The following is a 14,986-nucleotide window of genomic DNA, read 5'->3' as shown; positions in this document are numbered from 1 at the left end:
GCCATCATCGCCGCTGCCCGCGCCGCACACCGGATCGCTGGCGCGGCGGATGCTGCTGATTGCGGTCGGCTGGATATCGGTGCTGCTGATCGGCGGCGGCATTGCGCTTGACCAGACGCTGACGAGCCTCATCACGCGCAATTTCGACGAACAGCTTGAATATATGCTGACGGCGATGATCGCCTCGGCCGAAGTCGATCCCGATGGCGAGGTCTATTTCAACCGGCCGCTTGGCGACCAGCGCTTTCTTGAACCCAACAGCGGGCTTTACTGGCAGATTTCCGGGCAGGGGCACGATGATTTCCCCTCGCGCTCGCTGTGGGACCGCACGCTGACCAGCAACCCGGACCGCAATTTCGTGGAACCGGTCATCGAGGACAGTGACCAGTTCGATGGCGAGAAGCTCCGCGTCATCAAGCGTTCGGTGATCCTGCCTGGCAGCAACACGCTCTGGGAGTTTCAGGTGGCTGCCAGCCGGGGCGAGATCGATGCGCAGATCCGGCGAATCCGCGCAATCCTGTTCTGGTCTTTCCTTGTGCTTGGCTTCGGGCTTGTCGGCATGGCGGGTCTCCAGACCTATTACGGCCTTGGCCCGCTACGCCGGGTGCGGCAGGCCATCGCAAGGATGCGCGAAGGCACGGCCAGCCGCGTGACCGATCCCCTGCCGCTGGAAGTCCAGCCGCTGGTGATGGAACTGAATGCGCTGCTGGAACATTCCGAACGTCAGGCCGAGGAGGCGCGCACCCACGCGGGCAATCTGGCCCATGCGCTCAAAACGCCGTTGACCGTGGTGATGAACGCGGCAACGGCAAAGGCCGATGATCTGGCCGATACGGTGATCCGCGAAGCAGCGGTCATGCGGCGTCAGGTCGATCATCACCTTGCCCGCGCCCGCGCCGTGGGGCGGCGTGCAGTGGGGCTTTCGCGCGCGCCGGTCTGGGAAAGCGTCGAGGCGGTCGAACGCGCGGTGGTGCGGCTTTACCCCAAGGTCCGTTTCGACAAGGATGGCAACCGGCAGGCCGAAGTATCGATCGAACGGCAGGATCTCGACGAGATCCTCGGCAACCTGATCGAGAACGCGGCCAAGTATGGCGGCGGTTCGGTTTTCATCACAGTCGATGCCGTGCCGACCGATCCGGCCTTCTGCGAAATCTGGGTTGAGGACGATGGCTTGGGCATTCCTGAAGAAGCCCGCACCCGCATTTTCGACCGAGGCGTCAGGCTCGATACCGGAAAGCCGGGCACGGGTCTTGGCCTTGCGATCGTGCGCGACGTTGCCGAAATCTATGGCGGCAGCGTCGAACTGCGGGAAAGCGAGGATCTGGGAGGATTGCTGGCCGTCCTGCGACTTCCGCGTCCCGCTTCAACAAGCGCGAGATAACTTCAGGCGCGTGGATGCGCGCTGCGATAGACATCAAGCAAGGTTGCCGCATCGACCCGCGTATAGATCTGGGTTGACGAAAGGCTGGCATGGCCGAGCAGTTCTTGAAGGCTGCGCAAATCGGCGCCTGCCCCCAGCAGATGGGTTGCAAAGGAGTGGCGAAGCGCATGGGGCGTTGCCGTGGCAGGCAGGCCCAGCACGATGCGCGCCCGTGCCACGGCGCGCTGCACCATGCCCTGAGCCAACGGCCCGCCCTTTGCCCCGCGAAACAGCGGGCTGTCCTTGTCCAGCGGCCAGGGGCATTGCCGCACGTAATCATCTACTCCCGCGCGCACGACAGGCAGGAGCGGCACCACGCGCTGCCGCCCGCCCTTGCCGGTAATCACTATGGCATCTCCCAGTGGCAGCACCGATGCAGGCAGCGCCAGAGCTTCGGCAATGCGCATTCCTGCGCCATAAAGCAGGAGCAATACCGCGCGGTCGCGTGCCGCGATCCACGGCTGCGTTGCATCCTCGGCCACGGTCTCTGCCAGATTGACCGCCTCATCGGGAGTGACGGGACGCGGCAGTCCCTTCTTGATGCGCGGCCCGCGCAGGCGGGGGCGGCTGGCGTTCGCTTCGCCTGCCTGTTCGCGCGCGAAGGCAATGAACGACTTGATCGCGGACAGTTCGCGTGCTGCCGATGTATTGCTTATGCCCTCGGCACGCCGCGCGGCGAGGTGGCTGCGCAGGGTGGCAGCGTCGATCCGGGCGAGCGAGGCCCAGTCCTGCGTGCCGCCCAGCGCATCGAGCAGCCGCGCCGCCGTGGCCGCATAGGCGCGCACCGTATGCGCAGAACGGCGGCGGCTCAACCGCAGATGTGTATGCCACGCCTCCAGAATGTCGGCCTTCGTCATGTGCTCACCAGATCGCCGGCCACGATCTCGCCCAGCAGCGCTTCCAGCAATGGCGCTCCCTTTTCTGTCACGACAAGGCGGCTTTGGGTGCGCTCGATAAAACCCATGGCGGCAAGGCGGTCGCAGGCATCCCGGTCGATCATGGCATCAACCGCAAGACCGAAGCGCCGGGCGAGTTCCGGCGGGGATATGCCTTCGGCAAGGCGCAGGCCCATCAGCAGGGCCTCGGTTGCCTGTTCATGCACGCTCTGCGCCCGCTCTTCCGCAATGCCGTGGCCGTGTTCGCTAACCGCACGCAGGAAGTTCTCCGGTTTGCGGTGGCGCACGGTGGCCGCGCCAAGTCTGCGCCCATGCGCGCCGGGGCCAATGCCGACATAATCCTCGTAGCGCCAGTAGGACAGGTTGTGGCGGCTTTCCTCTGCGCGCCGCGCATGGTTGCTGGTTTCGTAGGCTGGCAATCCGGCCGCGGTAGTCATCTCGCGGGTGAGGGCAAAGAGATCAGCGGCCGCGTCATCGTCAAGCGGCGAAAGCTTGCCCTCGCGCACCAGCGTGGCGAACCGGGTGCCCGGCTCGATCGTCAGCTGATAGAGTGAAATGTGCCCCGTCCCGAAGGCAAGTGCACGTGCGAGTTCGCCTTGCCATGCGCTGATCGACTGGCCGGGCCGGGCATAGATCAGGTCGAAGCTGACTCGTCCGAAATGCCTTTGGGCAAGGTCCAGCGCAGCAAGGCTTTCGGTGACGCCATGCAGCCGTCCGAGAAAGCGCAGAGTCTCGTCGTCAAGCGCCTGAAGGCCCAGCGAGACACGGTTTATCCCCGCATGGGCAAGGGCTGCAAAATTGGCCGCTTCGACCGAACTGGGATTGGCTTCAAGCGTGATCTCGATGCCGGGGGCAAAGCCCCACAGCGCTTCTGCCTCGCGCAGCAGCGCCTCGACCAGTGCGGGCGGCATGAGCGAGGGCGTTCCCCCGCCGAAGAAGATCGAGGTCAGCGCCCGGCCGGGCACAAGGCGCGCCTCATGGCGCATGTCGGCAACAAGCGCGTGCTGCCATGCCGCCATGTCGGTCCGCTCGCGGACATGGCTGTTGAAATCGCAATAGGGGCACTTTGCGAGACAGAACGGCCAGTGAATGTAGAGGGCAAGCGCCATGCGCCTGCCTTAAGCCGAAAACTGGTCCGCTACCAGCTTGGCAAAGGCATCGGCGCGGTGGCTGATCGCGTGTTTCTGCGCCGGGTCGAGTTCGGCAAAGGTGCGGTTGTCTCCAAGCGGCACGAATACCGGATCATAGCCGAATCCCATCGTGCCGCGCGGCGGCCAGGTAAGCGTGCCTTGCGCGCGGCCTTCATAAACGGCGCTCTGGCCATCGGGCCATGCGATGGCCAGCACACAGGCAAAGTGGCATGTGCGCCGCGCATCCGGCCCCAGTTCGGCAAGTTTGCCCTCGACCTTCCCCATGGCCATATACCAGTCCCGCCCCGGTCCGCCTTCGAAAACGTCGGCCTCGGCCCAGTCGGCCGTATAGACGCCCGGTGCACCGCCCAGCGCATCCACACACAGCCCCGAATCGTCGGCAAGCGCGGGAAGCCCGGCCGCCTCAGCCGCGGCACGCGCCTTGATGAGCGCGTTCTCGACAAAGGTCGTGCCCGTCTCTGCCGGTTCGGGCAGGCCCAGCGCTCCTGCCGAAAGGCATTCTATGCCATAGGGCGCAAGCAGGGCCTGTATTTCCCTGAGCTTTCCGGCGTTGTGCGTGGCGATAACCAGCTTGCCAGAGCCGAGACGAGGCGAGGACATCAGCCGCGAACCGCCTTTTCCTGTGCTGCGAAGATCTCGTTGCAGCCGATGCGGGCCAGCCGCAGCAGCCGCAGCAGACCTTCCTCGTCGTAGGTTGCGCCTTCGGCCGTGGCCTGCGCTTCGGCAATCTTGCCGCCTTCGATCAGCACGAAGTTGGCATCGGCATCGGCGGACGAATCCTCGATGTAGTCAAGGTCGAGCACCGGTTGGCCATTGACGATCCCGCAGGATACGGCGGCAACTTTCTCGGTCAGTGGATCTTCCTTGATAGCGCCGCTGTCGAGCAGCTTCTGCACGGCAAGACGCAGGGCGACCCACGCCCCCGAAATCGAGGCGGTGCGGGTGCCGCCGTCGGCCTGGATCACGTCGCAGTCGAGCGTGATCTGACGCTCGCCCAGCTTCTTGAGATCGGTGACGGCGCGCAAGCTTCGGCCGATAAGGCGCTGGATTTCCTGCGTGCGGCCCGATTGCTTGCCCTTGGCGGCCTCGCGGCTGCCGCGCGTGTGGGTGGCGCGTGGCAGCATCGAGTATTCGGCCGTAACCCAGCCTTCGCCCTTGCCCCGCAGGAACGGTGGCACACGCTCTTCCACCGATGCGGTGACGATCACCTTGGTATCGCCGAAGCAAACGAGCACCGAACCTTCCGCGTGCTTGGTAAAGGCGGTTTCGATCACGATGGGGCGCATTTCATCGGGCGCACGGCCGGAAGGTCGCATGGAGATTCCCTCAAAAGTTTGGCCAGCCTCTGGCGCATCGGGCTTGAGCCTGCAAGAGCGGTGAATAGAGTAGCGCACATGAACGGTCCGACCCTTTCCGATTTGACAGACCGCGCCCGCGAGATTTTCCGTCTTGTGGTGGAAGGTTACATCGCCAGCGGGCAGCCAGTGGGTTCCAAGACGCTGGCCGGATCGGGCACGGTCAATCTTTCGCCTGCTTCTATCCGATCGGTGCTTCAGGAATTGCAGGATGCAGGGCTGCTGGCCGCGCCGCATACCAGCGCAGGGCGAATGCCGACCGAAGTGGGGCTGCGGCTCTTTGTCGATGGCATCATGCAAGTGGCCGAACCGTCCGAGGCAGAGCGCGCGCAGATCGAGCGCGGTCTGGCCAGCGGCGGCACCATCGAAAACGCGCTTGCCGCGGCCAGCCTTGCCCTGTCGGAACTTTCTGCCGGTGCGGCGGTGGTCATGGTGCCGAAGCGCGAACCGCGCCTTGTGCAGATTTCCTTCGTGCCGCTATCGCCGGTGCGGGCGCTGGCCGTGTTGGTCAGCGAGGATGGCGGGATCGAGAACCGCATCATCGATCTGCCCGAACCGGTTGGCGCAGCCGTGCTGGAACAGGCCGGAAACTATCTCACAAGGCGCCTCCAGGGCCGCACTCTGGGCGAGGCTGCCGGGGTGGTCCGCGCCGACATCGCCAGCGGACGCTCGGCGCTTGATGCGGCGAGCGCCGATCTGGTGCAGCGCGGGCTGGTGGTGTGGACGCAGGATGCCGCCGCGCGGCCGGTCATGGTGGTGCGCGGGCAGGCCAACCTGCTGGATGACGCGGCGCTGAATGACATCGAGCGCGTGCGGCAGCTGCTTGAGGAACTGGAAAGCGCCGAGGCCATCGCCCGCGTGCTCGATGCCGCGCGCGAGGCACAAGCCACGCGCATCTTTATTGGCAGCGAGAACCGGCTGTTCTCGCTTTCCGGCTCGTCGGTCATTGCCTCGCCCTGGCGCGACGGAGAAGGGCGCGTCGTCGGCGTTGTCGGCGTAATCGGGCCGACGCGGTTGAATTATGCGCGGGTTGTCCCCATGGTTGATTTCACCGCCCAGACCTTGGGCAGATTCATCGGACAAGACGGGTTTTCGAGAAAATGAGCGATAACGACACGCGCCCCACCGACGCTGAGATTGCGGCTGAACTCAAGGGCGTGCCTGAAGATATGATCGATCAGCCTTCGGGAGACGATGAATTGAACAAGCTGCGCGAGGAACTGGAAGCAGCCAGGCAGGACGTTCTCTACGCCAAGGCCGAAACCCAGAACGTGCGTCGCCGCATGGAAAAGGACATCGCCGATGCACGCGCCTATGCCGCAACCGGCTTCGCCCGTGATATCCTCTCGGTTGCCGACAACCTTTCGCGCGCGCTCGAATCGATTCCGGCTGACCTTCGCGAGGACGACAGGTTCAGGAACCTCGTGGCCGGTCTGGAAGCCACTGGCCGCGAGATCGAGAAGGTCTTCTCCAGCCACGGCATTGTGCGCATCGCTGCCATGGGCCTGCCGCTCGATCCGCACCAGCATCAGGCCATGATTGAAATGCCTTCGGCCGACGCGGAGCCGGGAACGGTCATTCAGGAATTGCAGGCCGGCTACATGATCAAGGATCGCCTGCTGCGCCCGGCAATGGTGGCAGTGGCAAAGAAGCCGGACTGAGCCGGTTCGCGCTATCGCCCCAGCAGTGCGGTCACTTCGTCGGTTGCGTAGAGATCGGCAAAGACCATGGCCATGATGCGAAGCGTTGCGGCGTGCTCCTCGTCTGAAAGCGCGGCATTGGCATCGCATGCCATCAGCACGCGGAAATTGTGCTGCATGGCATCGCGCGCGGTGCTTTCGCAGCAGCAGTTGGTAAGGGTGCCGGTGATCAGCACGGTGTCTATCCCGCGCGCCTGCAAGACCTGATGAAGCGTGCAGGTGCCCGGCGTGAAGCCGCTGAAACGGTGCTTGTCGATGACAAGGTCATCACCGGTCACGTCAAGCGAAGGCCAGAGCTGCCAGTAGTGATGGCCGGGCGTGAAGGCTTCGCGGTGCGCATCGGCGTCCTTGCCCATGCGCGCCATGAAATTGGACCAGCTCGCCCCGCCTGCGGGCGGCGTGGTATAGCGCAGGAAGATGTTGCATCCGCCCGCTGCGCGCACGGCCGCGCTTATGCGGTTGATGTTGTCCACGATGGAGCGCGCCACGGGCACTTCGACCGGCGCACCTTCCTCCATGAAGCCGTTCTGCATATCGACGATGATGTGCGCCAGCCGGGTGGGGTCGATGTCCCTGAAGATATTCCCGTTTCCGCCGCGCGCAGATGCAAAGCGGGCAAGTATGGCGTGATGGTCGATATTGTGCGGCATGGCATTCCTTCCCGTGAGTGAGGCCTTCCCATTAGGCAGGCATTCCCGTCAGTCAGGGGCAAGATTGCCGTTCGATTGAAGGGCTGTCGTCAGCGTCGAAGCGGGCATTCCGGCAGGAGAAACGCAGCCCTGCCACGCTTCGTCGCATGATCCGGAACCTCGCTGCCTGATTACCGTCGATTGCGCAGAGATTCTCGCAAGATCAGGAGATCAGTCATGCACAAGTTCATCATCGCGGCTGCCATTGCCGGATCGGCCATCACGCTGGGTGGCTGCGCGCGCAACTATACCGGTGAGGGCGCGGCTCTGGGCGCGGCAGTGGGCGCCGGGCTTGGCGTTGCCACGGGCGGAGATATCGCAACGGGCGCCGCGATCGGCGGGGCAGTCGGCGCAGCAGCCGGCTCGCAGGTGCGCAAGGACCGCGGACGCTGCTACCGAGTGGACAGTCGCGGCCGTGAATACGAAGTGCGCTGCTGATCAGGCGCTTTCAAGGGTCTTGGCAAGATTGACGACTTTCGACGCCAGAGCCTGAAGACGCGGTGCCGGGATGACACGGCGAAATTCGGAAAAGTCGCATTGGAGGTTCGGGTTGGCGAAAGTGGCAAGAATCCTTTCGCCAGCCTTTTCGATGCCCATCGGCGAATGGACAATATCATTGCGCAGGCCCAGCAGCTTCGACAGTTCCCCCAGACACTGATCGATCTTCTTCTTCCGCTCCTCGCTGACGGAGGAATTGTGTTTGGCCTTGCGGATCGCCTCGATCTTCTGGCCCAGCATATCGCATTTCGGGACGGCGTTGAGCTTTCGGGCAATGGCATCCACGGCAGCTTCGGCTTGCGCGAAAGCATCAATGGTTTTGCTGCGCCACAGATGCAGCGTGCTGTCCGTAGGTGTCGAGGCCATTGACGCAACCTGCCGCGCAAGTTTCAAGCATTCGTAAACGGCAACAGGTCATCCAGCAGCGCAACTGGGGGGGCGTGCGCTAATGGGCTGCCGTTCTTGGCCATGAACCAGTGCCTGACGATCTCTGCCTGTTGCTCGATGCCGTATCTCTCGAACGGCCGCTCTGGCTGGTAGGTGTAGCTGTATCGGCAGAACGGGTGCCGCATCAGCGGCAGCCACCAGCGCCCGCGCGTCTGGGTTTGCCAGACATGCACCATTTCGTGGATGAACAGCCCCTGCGCCTGAAGGTTGGCGCAGGAAAAATCGTCGCAATAGCGTTCGCAGTCCGGCGTGAAGTGGATATGGCCGGTCGGCGCCATGACCGTGCCCCTGGGCTGAAAGGGAAACCAGCGCCGTCGCCGGATGCGGACCGGTCCGGTATCGACCGCGCGGCCGAACACCTCGGCGACAAGGGCCTTCTCGCCGCCGGTGAGCGGGCGCTCTCCGCCCGGAGGGCAGAGCGCGCCCTTGCCGGTCACATCTTGCTCATGTCGTGGGCGGAATGGTCCATCGGCGCGCTCATGCCGCCGCCGACGGCTTCGATGCGGGCGGGGGCGCTCACCTTGTCGCCATTGTCGAGCGTGAGGGTAATCTCCGTGGTCTCACCGGCCTTGAGCGTATCGGCAACGCCGAACAGCATGACGTGCAGGCCGCCCGCCTTGAACTGCACCGGTTGGCCGGTGCTGAGCGGAACCGATGACACGGGCTGCATTTTCGAAATGCCGTTTTCGGTCACGGTTTCGTGCATTTCCGTGCGTTCTACTCCTTCGACATAGACACCGGCAATGCTGCGCGCACCCTCTCCGCCGAAGGTCACGCCGAAATAGGCAACGCCGGGGCGGCCGGGCGCCGCGGGCAGGCGCACCATGGCATCGCTGATGGTTACACCGGGCGCATTCTGGGGCTCTGCATCAATGCTGGCGGTCGCCGTCGGCACAGGGTCAGCACCCTGCTGACCACATCCCGAAAGCGCCAGAGCAACTGCTGAAAGACCTGCGAAAACGACCACGCGCATGGATTGCGACTCCAATGTTGAATGCGTCGCAACTGGTAGGCGCGCGGGGGCCTTGTGCCAAGCGCAAGCGCACCTATATCGCGGTCAATCGAGCCGCAATCGGCGGTCTGCCCGGCAGGGGGATCGCTTCCCGCGCGGTGTCTTGAATGGAAGGAACTGGGGAACTCATGGCTAAAGTTATCGGCATCGACCTTGGCACGACCAACAGCTGCGTTGCAGTGATGGACGGGGGCACGCCCAAGGTTATTGAAAACTCGGAAGGTGCGCGCACCACGCCGTCGATCGTCGCCTTCACCAAGGATGGCGAACGTCTGATCGGCCAGCCGGCCAAGCGTCAGGCGGTGACGAACCCCGACAACACGATTTTTGCGGTCAAGCGCCTGATCGGCCGCCGCTTCGACGATCCGATGACCCAGAAGGACACGGAGCTGGTTCCCTACACCATCGTGAAGGGCAAGAACGGCGATGCCTGGGTCAAGGCGGGCGGGCAGGAATACAGCCCGTCGCAGATCTCTGCCTTCACCCTTCAGAAGATGAAGGAAACCGCCGAAGCCTATCTCGGCGAAACCGTGACGCAGGCGGTCATTACCGTTCCGGCCTACTTCAACGACGCGCAGCGTCAGGCCACCAAGGACGCAGGCCAGATCGCGGGCCTTGAAGTGCTGCGCATCATTAACGAGCCGACAGCAGCTGCGCTCGCCTATGGTCTCGACAAGCAGGACGGCAAGACGATTGCGGTCTATGACCTTGGCGGTGGGACGTTCGACATCTCGATCCTTGAGATCGGCGATGGCGTGTTCGAGGTGAAGAGCACCAACGGCGACACCTTCCTTGGCGGCGAAGACTTCGACACCGCGCTGGTCGAATACCTCGCGGACAAGTTCAAGTCGAAGGAAGGCATGGACCTGCGCAACGACAAGCTTGCCCTTCAGCGCCTCAAGGAAGCGGCGGAAAAGGCCAAGATCGAGCTGTCGTCGGCCCAGACGACCGAGATCAACCTGCCCTTCATCACCGCGCGCATGGAAGGCGGAGCCACCACTCCGCTGCACCTTGTCGAAACGGTGACGCGCGCCGATCTGGAAAAGCTCGTCGCCAAGCTGATCGACCGCACGCTTGAACCGTGCCGCAAGGCGCTGGCGGATGCTGGTATTTCGGCCAAGGACATCGATGATGTCGTGCTGGTCGGCGGCATGACCCGCATGCCCAAGGTCCGCGAAGTGGTGAAGGACTTCTTCGGCAAGGAACCGCACACCGGCGTGAACCCCGATGAAGTTGTCGCCATGGGTGCGGCCATTCAGGCGGGCGTGCTGCAGGGCGACGTCAAGGACGTGCTGCTGCTCGACGTGACTCCGCTTTCGCTGGGGATCGAGACGCTGGGCGGCATCATGACCAAGATGATCGACCGCAACACCACGATCCCGACCAAGAAGAGCCAGATCTACTCGACTGCCGAGGACAACCAGCAGGCGGTGACGATCCGGGTCTTCCAGGGCGAGCGCGAAATGGCGGCGGACAACAAGCTGCTTGGCCAGTTCGACCTTGTCGGCATTCCGCCTGCGCGGCGCGGCGTGCCGCAGATCGAGGTGACGTTCGATATCGACGCCAACGGCATCGTCAACGTTTCGGCCAAGGACAAGGGCACCGGCAAGGAGCAGCAGATCCGCATTCAGGCGTCTGGCGGTCTTTCGGACGCTGACATCGAGCAGATGGTCAAGGATGCGGAACGCTTCGCCGAGGAAGACAAGAAGCGGCGCGCTGCGGCCGAGGCGAAGAACAACGCCGAAAGCCTGATCCACGCAACCGAACGGCAGCTTGAAGAAAACGGCGACAAGGTCGATGCTTCGCTGAAGGCAGAGATCGAAGCCGCCATTGCCGAGGCCAAGACCGCGGTCGAAAGCGGCAATGTCGATGACATGACCGCGAAGACGCAGGCCCTGACCGACAAGGCCATGAAGATGGGGCAGGCTATCTACGAGAAGGAGCAGGCTGCTGCGGCTTCTCCGGGTGCTGAGGCCGGCAATAAGGCCTCTGGGGCTGATGACGACGTGGTCGACGCCGAGTTCTCGGAAGTCGACGAGAACAAGTGATGTTGCGATGAAACCGGCCCGCCGCCTGCGTGAATGCGCGGGCGGCGGGTTGTCTGTCTAAGGAACCGCAATGTCGGCGGAAATCGATTTCTACGAACTGCTCGAAGTTGACCGCACGGCGGACGACAAGGTCCTCAAGTCCGCCTATCGCAAGCTTGCCATGAAGTATCACCCCGACAAGAACCCGGGGTGTGCCGAAAGCGAGGCGAAGTTCAAGCAGATCAACGAGGCCTATGCCTGCCTTTCCGATCCGCAGAAGCGGGCAGCCTATGACCGTTACGGACATGCCGCGTTCCAGCAGGGCGGCGGCGCTGGCGCCGGTGGCGGCTTTGGGGGCGCTGATTTCGGTGACATCGGCGATATCTTCGAGACGATTTTTGGCGGTGCCTTCGGCGGCGGCGGACGCCAGCAGGCCCGGCGCGGGGCAGACCTGCGCTATGACATGGAAATCACGCTGGAGGATGCCTTCCACGGCAAGGACACCGAAATTGCCGTGGAGGTTTCGCAGAAGTGCGAACCCTGCGGCGGATCGGGGGCAACGCCGGGCACTTCGGCACGGCGCTGCAATCTTTGCGGCGGTCATGGCAAGGTCCGCGCGCAGCAGGGCTTCTTCATGGTCGAACGCTCGTGCCCCAATTGCCATGGGCGGGGCGAGGTGATCGAAAGCCCATGCAAGACCTGCCGCGGGGAAGGGCGCGTCGATGCCGAACAGCGCCTGCAAGTGACAATTCCGCCGGGCGTCGATAACGGCACGCGTATCCGGCTGGCTGGCAAGGGTGAGGCGGGCCCCTTCGGTGCGCCTCCCGGCGATCTCTACCTGTTTCTCCATATCCAGCGCCACAAGGTCTTCGAGCGTGAGGGCACCACTCTGCTCACGCGCTGTCCGATCAGCTTCACCACCGCGGCGCTCGGCGGCGAGATCGCAATTCCCGGACTGGACGGGACCGTCCACAAGATCGAGATTCCCGCAGGAATCCAGTCGGGCAAGCAGCTTCGCAAGCGCGGGGCCGGGATGCCCGTTCTGCAAGGGCGCGGTGTCGGCGATCTTGTCGTCGAGATCCACGTCGAGACGCCAACAAAACTGTCCTCGCGCCAGAAGGAATTGCTGCGCGAGTTTCAGGCAACCGAAACCGGCGAGGAATGCCCGCAGTCAAAGGGCTTTTTCGAGCGGATCAAGGATGCCTGGACCGATCTGACCGAGTGATGATCCATCCTGCCCCGCAAATGGACGGGGCAGGGCGCCGCATCAGCCCTCTTCATGTGTGCCTGCGTTACTGCCGAATGCCGTCAGGACTTCGGCCCGCAGCCGGTCAACCAGGCCCGGCTCGGCGAGAAGGCGGCCCTGCTCCTCGTCGAGGATCGCCAGAAAGGCATCGCGCTTGAAACCGGCTATGACATCTGCGGGAAGCGGCGGCTCCACGGTTGAGGCAATGAGGTCGATCGTGCGCTCCGCGCCGTGGAGGCGGCCCCACAAATAATCGTTCTCGCGGTAGGCACGGCTGAAGAACGCGCCGAAATTGAAGAACTCCACTCCGCGCAGGCAGGCAAAGGTGCCGCCCTTGCGGATCGAGGTGGCATCGTCGGGCGAAATGCGATCAACCTTGACCGGATCGAACTCGCCCATGCCTTCGCCCTGCAACAGCGGAAGTGTGGCGATATCGTAGAACGGAAAGCCCAGATAGGCATGCAGGAAACGCCGCCGCAGCGGCTTGTCCATGCCCTCCAGCGCGGCCACCAGAATGGCATCGACCTGAAGATCGAGGCTGACCAGATCGCGCCGCGTGGCAATGGCGTTGAGCACCGCGCCCGGATCGACCATGGCAAGGGCTGCGGTCTCGGCAAAGCCGGGGCCAAGCCCGGCAACCCCTTCGCGGCCCTGATAGAGCGCCTGCGCACGATAGACCGCATCGCGCGCCACTTCACGCGATGCCGGATCGACGGTCTCTCCGGCATCCCAGTCATGTGTCAGCCTGCGTGCAAGCAGTTTGAGTCTGCGAATGCGGAACGAAATATCGTGCGTGCGGAAGAAGATGATCGCTTCGTGCGTTGCACCGCCGCGCAGCGCGGAAAGCCGATCCAGCCCGTGTCGCGCAAGATGCTCCCACAGCACGGCTTCGATCTCGGCCTCGCTGGCGCCCTGCGGCGCCGCTTCGCGGATCAGCGCGGCCAGTTCCGCAACGATGCCCGAAAGCTTGGTCTGGGCATATCCGTGAAAGGCAAAGCCCGCGCGTTCGGCGGCTGCCTGCTGCGCCTTGTTGCGCCATGCGGTTAGGCGCCGCTGGTTCGGGTGATCGAAGAAGAGGGTGCGCCCGAACAGGTGTTCGACGGTTTCCTCGATTTCCGGACGCAGCGCATCGACGATGCTGCGAAGGCGCGCGCGCTGACGTGACTGGCGTTCCAGCGCTTCAAGGTTGTCGCGGATGGGCTGCTCGCGCGGGATGGACGAGAGCGATCCGAAAATCGCAGAGAAGAATCCCACGGTGCGCCCGCCCCTTGGCGCAATGCGCATGTGATCGGGGCTGGGATCGATATAGACGAAGCGCCGGTCAACCTCGCGCCGTGCCGGACGGTCGCGCAGCACGTCGATAGCCTGGGCAAAGGGCCGGTTAACCAGCACGGCCCCGTCAACCAGCGCAACCGTTTCGGCAGTGCCGCGCCGTGCGTGGGTGGGCATGACCCGTTCGACGAAGGCTTGGCGGGTAGGCCAGGTCGCGCCGCGCTCGGCCACGAGCTGGTCAATCTCTTCCAGCACGAGCGGTGGAAAGGCACCGGGAAAGCTGGCGGTGGAGCGCGCGGCGAGAACCAGTTCGGGGCAGGGCGCCAGCGTCCTGTCGCCAGTCCGGGCCGCCGTGCGGCGAAAGCCGATAGAGAGGCGATGCTCGCTTTCGACAACCACTTCCGGGCTGTTGAGGCGCAGTTCCTCAAGGTGGCCGTTGAAATCGGTGGCAGTCACCAGCAGGTCGATCGGGTGGCCTTCGGGAAGCAGCGGATCGCCCATCGGATGCGCGGCCATGGCATCGAGCGCATCGGCGATCATGCGCGAGAAGCCGATGCCACTGAACGGGGGCGCAAACCAGCGCGCCCGGATGAGCCGGGAAACCTTGCGGCGCACCTCGGAGCGCGTTTCGGGGGCAACCGTGCTGCTGACGACATTGCCCGGACGCTTCAGCACGAACCACACCAGTGGCTGCGCCCAGAACTTGGCGAACTTGCTCCACGGCTTCGCATCGGGATCAAGCAGCACATCGATGTCCGCCCGCTCAAGCCACATGGCGGTAAGCGGTTCGAGGCTCTGCCCGGTGACGATGGCCTGTGCAAGAAACACACCGTTGATGCCGCCCGCGCTGGCCCCGGATATGATGTCGGGCAGCAGGCGCAGCCGCAGGTCGCGCGTCAGCGCAATGTCTTGCAGCAACCGGAGATAGACGCCTTCCACGCCCCTGATGTTATTCGCGCCTTGATCTTCAGGGCAATGAAAGGCACGGCTTGCGCGGGTGGCGCGCCATAGCTCCTTGGTGACGCCGTGCATATAGACGGCAAGGCTGATGCCACCATAACAGACGAGCGCGATCCGCAATTCCTTTTGCCGCATGGTCGCATAGTGGCATTGGCGCCCTTGCTGTTCCAGTCCGATCTGACAGGATCATGCGTGTAAGAATGGCCGACAGGATAAATGGTGCGTTTTCTTTATATTATTGAAAATAATATGAAAACCTGATTGTCTGCTTGCCAGCGGGCTTGTCAGGGTAACCGACGCTTTACCCTTTGCG

The 14,986-nt window shown here is 63.7% G+C and carries 15 protein-coding genes; 6 read left to right on the top strand and 9 right to left on the bottom strand.

Annotated features, from left to right (window positions below; translation table 11 throughout):
• Nucleotides 1-49 precede the first annotated feature (49 nt).
• Nucleotides 50-1,381: a sensor histidine kinase gene (locus DKM43_RS07125; protein ID WP_109798061.1), complete on the top strand. Its 1,332-nt coding sequence runs from the start codon at nt 50-52 to the stop codon at nt 1,379-1,381.
• Nucleotides 1,382-1,383: 2 nt separating this feature from the next.
• Here the strand turns inward: DKM43_RS07125 and DKM43_RS07120 are convergent, their stop codons facing one another.
• The 4 genes from DKM43_RS07120 to rph are packed head-to-tail and all read right to left on the bottom strand — an operon-like array spanning nt 1,384 to nt 4,783.
• Complete coding sequence (locus DKM43_RS07120) at nt 1,384-2,277, bottom strand: tyrosine recombinase XerC (protein WP_109797730.1); 894 nt, start codon at nt 2,275-2,277, stop codon at nt 1,384-1,386.
• On the bottom strand, nt 2,274-3,425 hold the full coding sequence (gene hemW / locus DKM43_RS07115) for a radical SAM family heme chaperone HemW (RefSeq protein ID WP_109797729.1): 1,152 nt from the start codon (nt 3,423-3,425) through the stop codon (nt 2,274-2,276). The genes DKM43_RS07120 and hemW overlap by 4 nt, the downstream gene beginning before the upstream one ends.
• Before the next feature lie 9 nt (nt 3,426-3,434).
• Nucleotides 3,435-4,067 carry an RdgB/HAM1 family non-canonical purine NTP pyrophosphatase gene (gene rdgB, locus DKM43_RS07110; RefSeq protein WP_109797728.1) on the bottom strand — a complete coding sequence of 211 codons (633 nt, stop codon included), beginning with the start codon at nt 4,065-4,067 and terminating at the stop codon, nt 3,435-3,437.
• Complete coding sequence (gene rph / locus DKM43_RS07105) at nt 4,067-4,783, bottom strand: ribonuclease PH (protein WP_109797727.1); 717 nt, start codon at nt 4,781-4,783, stop codon at nt 4,067-4,069. Before rph ends, rdgB begins: the two co-directional genes overlap by 1 nt.
• A gap of 78 nt (nt 4,784-4,861) precedes the next feature.
• On the opposite strand from rph, the gene hrcA reads away from it, so the two are divergent.
• Together hrcA and DKM43_RS07095 are read left to right on the top strand one after the other, a co-directional pair.
• Nucleotides 4,862-5,926, top strand: coding sequence for a heat-inducible transcriptional repressor HrcA (gene hrcA, locus DKM43_RS07100; protein WP_109797726.1), 1,065 nt, complete (start codon nt 4,862-4,864; stop codon nt 5,924-5,926).
• Nucleotides 5,923-6,483, top strand: a complete 561-nt coding sequence (locus DKM43_RS07095; protein ID WP_109797725.1) for a nucleotide exchange factor GrpE — start codon at nt 5,923-5,925, stop codon at nt 6,481-6,483. Before hrcA ends, DKM43_RS07095 begins: the two co-directional genes overlap by 4 nt.
• 11 nt (nt 6,484-6,494) lie before the next feature.
• Here DKM43_RS07095 and DKM43_RS07090 read toward each other — a convergent pair whose 3' ends face one another.
• A complete protein-coding gene (locus DKM43_RS07090; RefSeq protein ID WP_109797724.1) occupies nt 6,495-7,172 on the bottom strand; it encodes a cysteine hydrolase family protein in 678 nt (225 codons plus the stop codon).
• Between the two features lie 216 nt (nt 7,173-7,388).
• Here DKM43_RS07090 and DKM43_RS07085 point away from each other — a divergent pair, with 216 nt between their 5' ends.
• The gene (locus tag DKM43_RS07085) at nt 7,389-7,649 is read left to right on the top strand and encodes a glycine zipper domain-containing protein (protein ID WP_109797723.1); all 261 of its coding nucleotides are present in this window, start codon (nt 7,389-7,391) and stop codon (nt 7,647-7,649) included.
• On the opposite strand, the gene DKM43_RS07080 is transcribed toward DKM43_RS07085, so the two are convergent.
• The 3 genes from DKM43_RS07080 to DKM43_RS07070 are packed head-to-tail and all read right to left on the bottom strand — an operon-like array spanning nt 7,650 to nt 9,129.
• On the bottom strand, nt 7,650-8,075 hold the full coding sequence (locus DKM43_RS07080; RefSeq protein WP_109797722.1) for a hypothetical protein: 426 nt from the start codon (nt 8,073-8,075) through the stop codon (nt 7,650-7,652).
• A 23-nt stretch (nt 8,076-8,098) separates the two neighbouring features.
• Nucleotides 8,099-8,593: a vgr related protein gene (locus tag DKM43_RS07075; RefSeq protein WP_201739800.1), complete on the bottom strand. Its 495-nt coding sequence runs from the start codon at nt 8,591-8,593 to the stop codon at nt 8,099-8,101.
• Nucleotides 8,590-9,129 (bottom strand): copper chaperone PCu(A)C, encoded by a 540-nt coding sequence (locus DKM43_RS07070; RefSeq protein WP_109797721.1) that lies wholly within the window; start codon nt 9,127-9,129, stop codon nt 8,590-8,592. Before DKM43_RS07070 ends, DKM43_RS07075 begins: the two co-directional genes overlap by 4 nt.
• 167 nt (nt 9,130-9,296) lie before the next feature.
• On the opposite strand from DKM43_RS07070, the gene dnaK reads away from it, so the two are divergent.
• On the top strand, nt 9,297-11,216 hold the full coding sequence (gene dnaK, locus DKM43_RS07065; protein WP_109798059.1) for a molecular chaperone DnaK: 1,920 nt from the start codon (nt 9,297-9,299) through the stop codon (nt 11,214-11,216).
• A gap of 70 nt (nt 11,217-11,286) precedes the next feature.
• On the top strand, nt 11,287-12,420 hold the full coding sequence (gene dnaJ, locus DKM43_RS07060) for a molecular chaperone DnaJ (protein WP_109797720.1): 1,134 nt from the start codon (nt 11,287-11,289) through the stop codon (nt 12,418-12,420).
• Nucleotides 12,421-12,462: 42 nt separating this feature from the next.
• On the opposite strand, the gene DKM43_RS07055 is transcribed toward dnaJ, so the two are convergent.
• Entirely contained in the window at nt 12,463-14,808 is a 2,346-nt protein-coding gene (locus DKM43_RS07055) for a patatin-like protein (protein ID WP_109797719.1), read from the bottom strand.
• Nucleotides 14,809-14,986: the final 178 nt, after the last annotated feature.

The sequence above is a fragment of the Novosphingobium meiothermophilum genome, assembly GCF_003171715.1.
Classification (GTDB): domain Bacteria; phylum Pseudomonadota; class Alphaproteobacteria; order Sphingomonadales; family Sphingomonadaceae; genus Novosphingobium; species Novosphingobium meiothermophilum.
The sequence above is the reverse complement of the archived record's forward strand: the minus strand, read 5'-3'. Positions and strand labels throughout refer to the sequence as shown.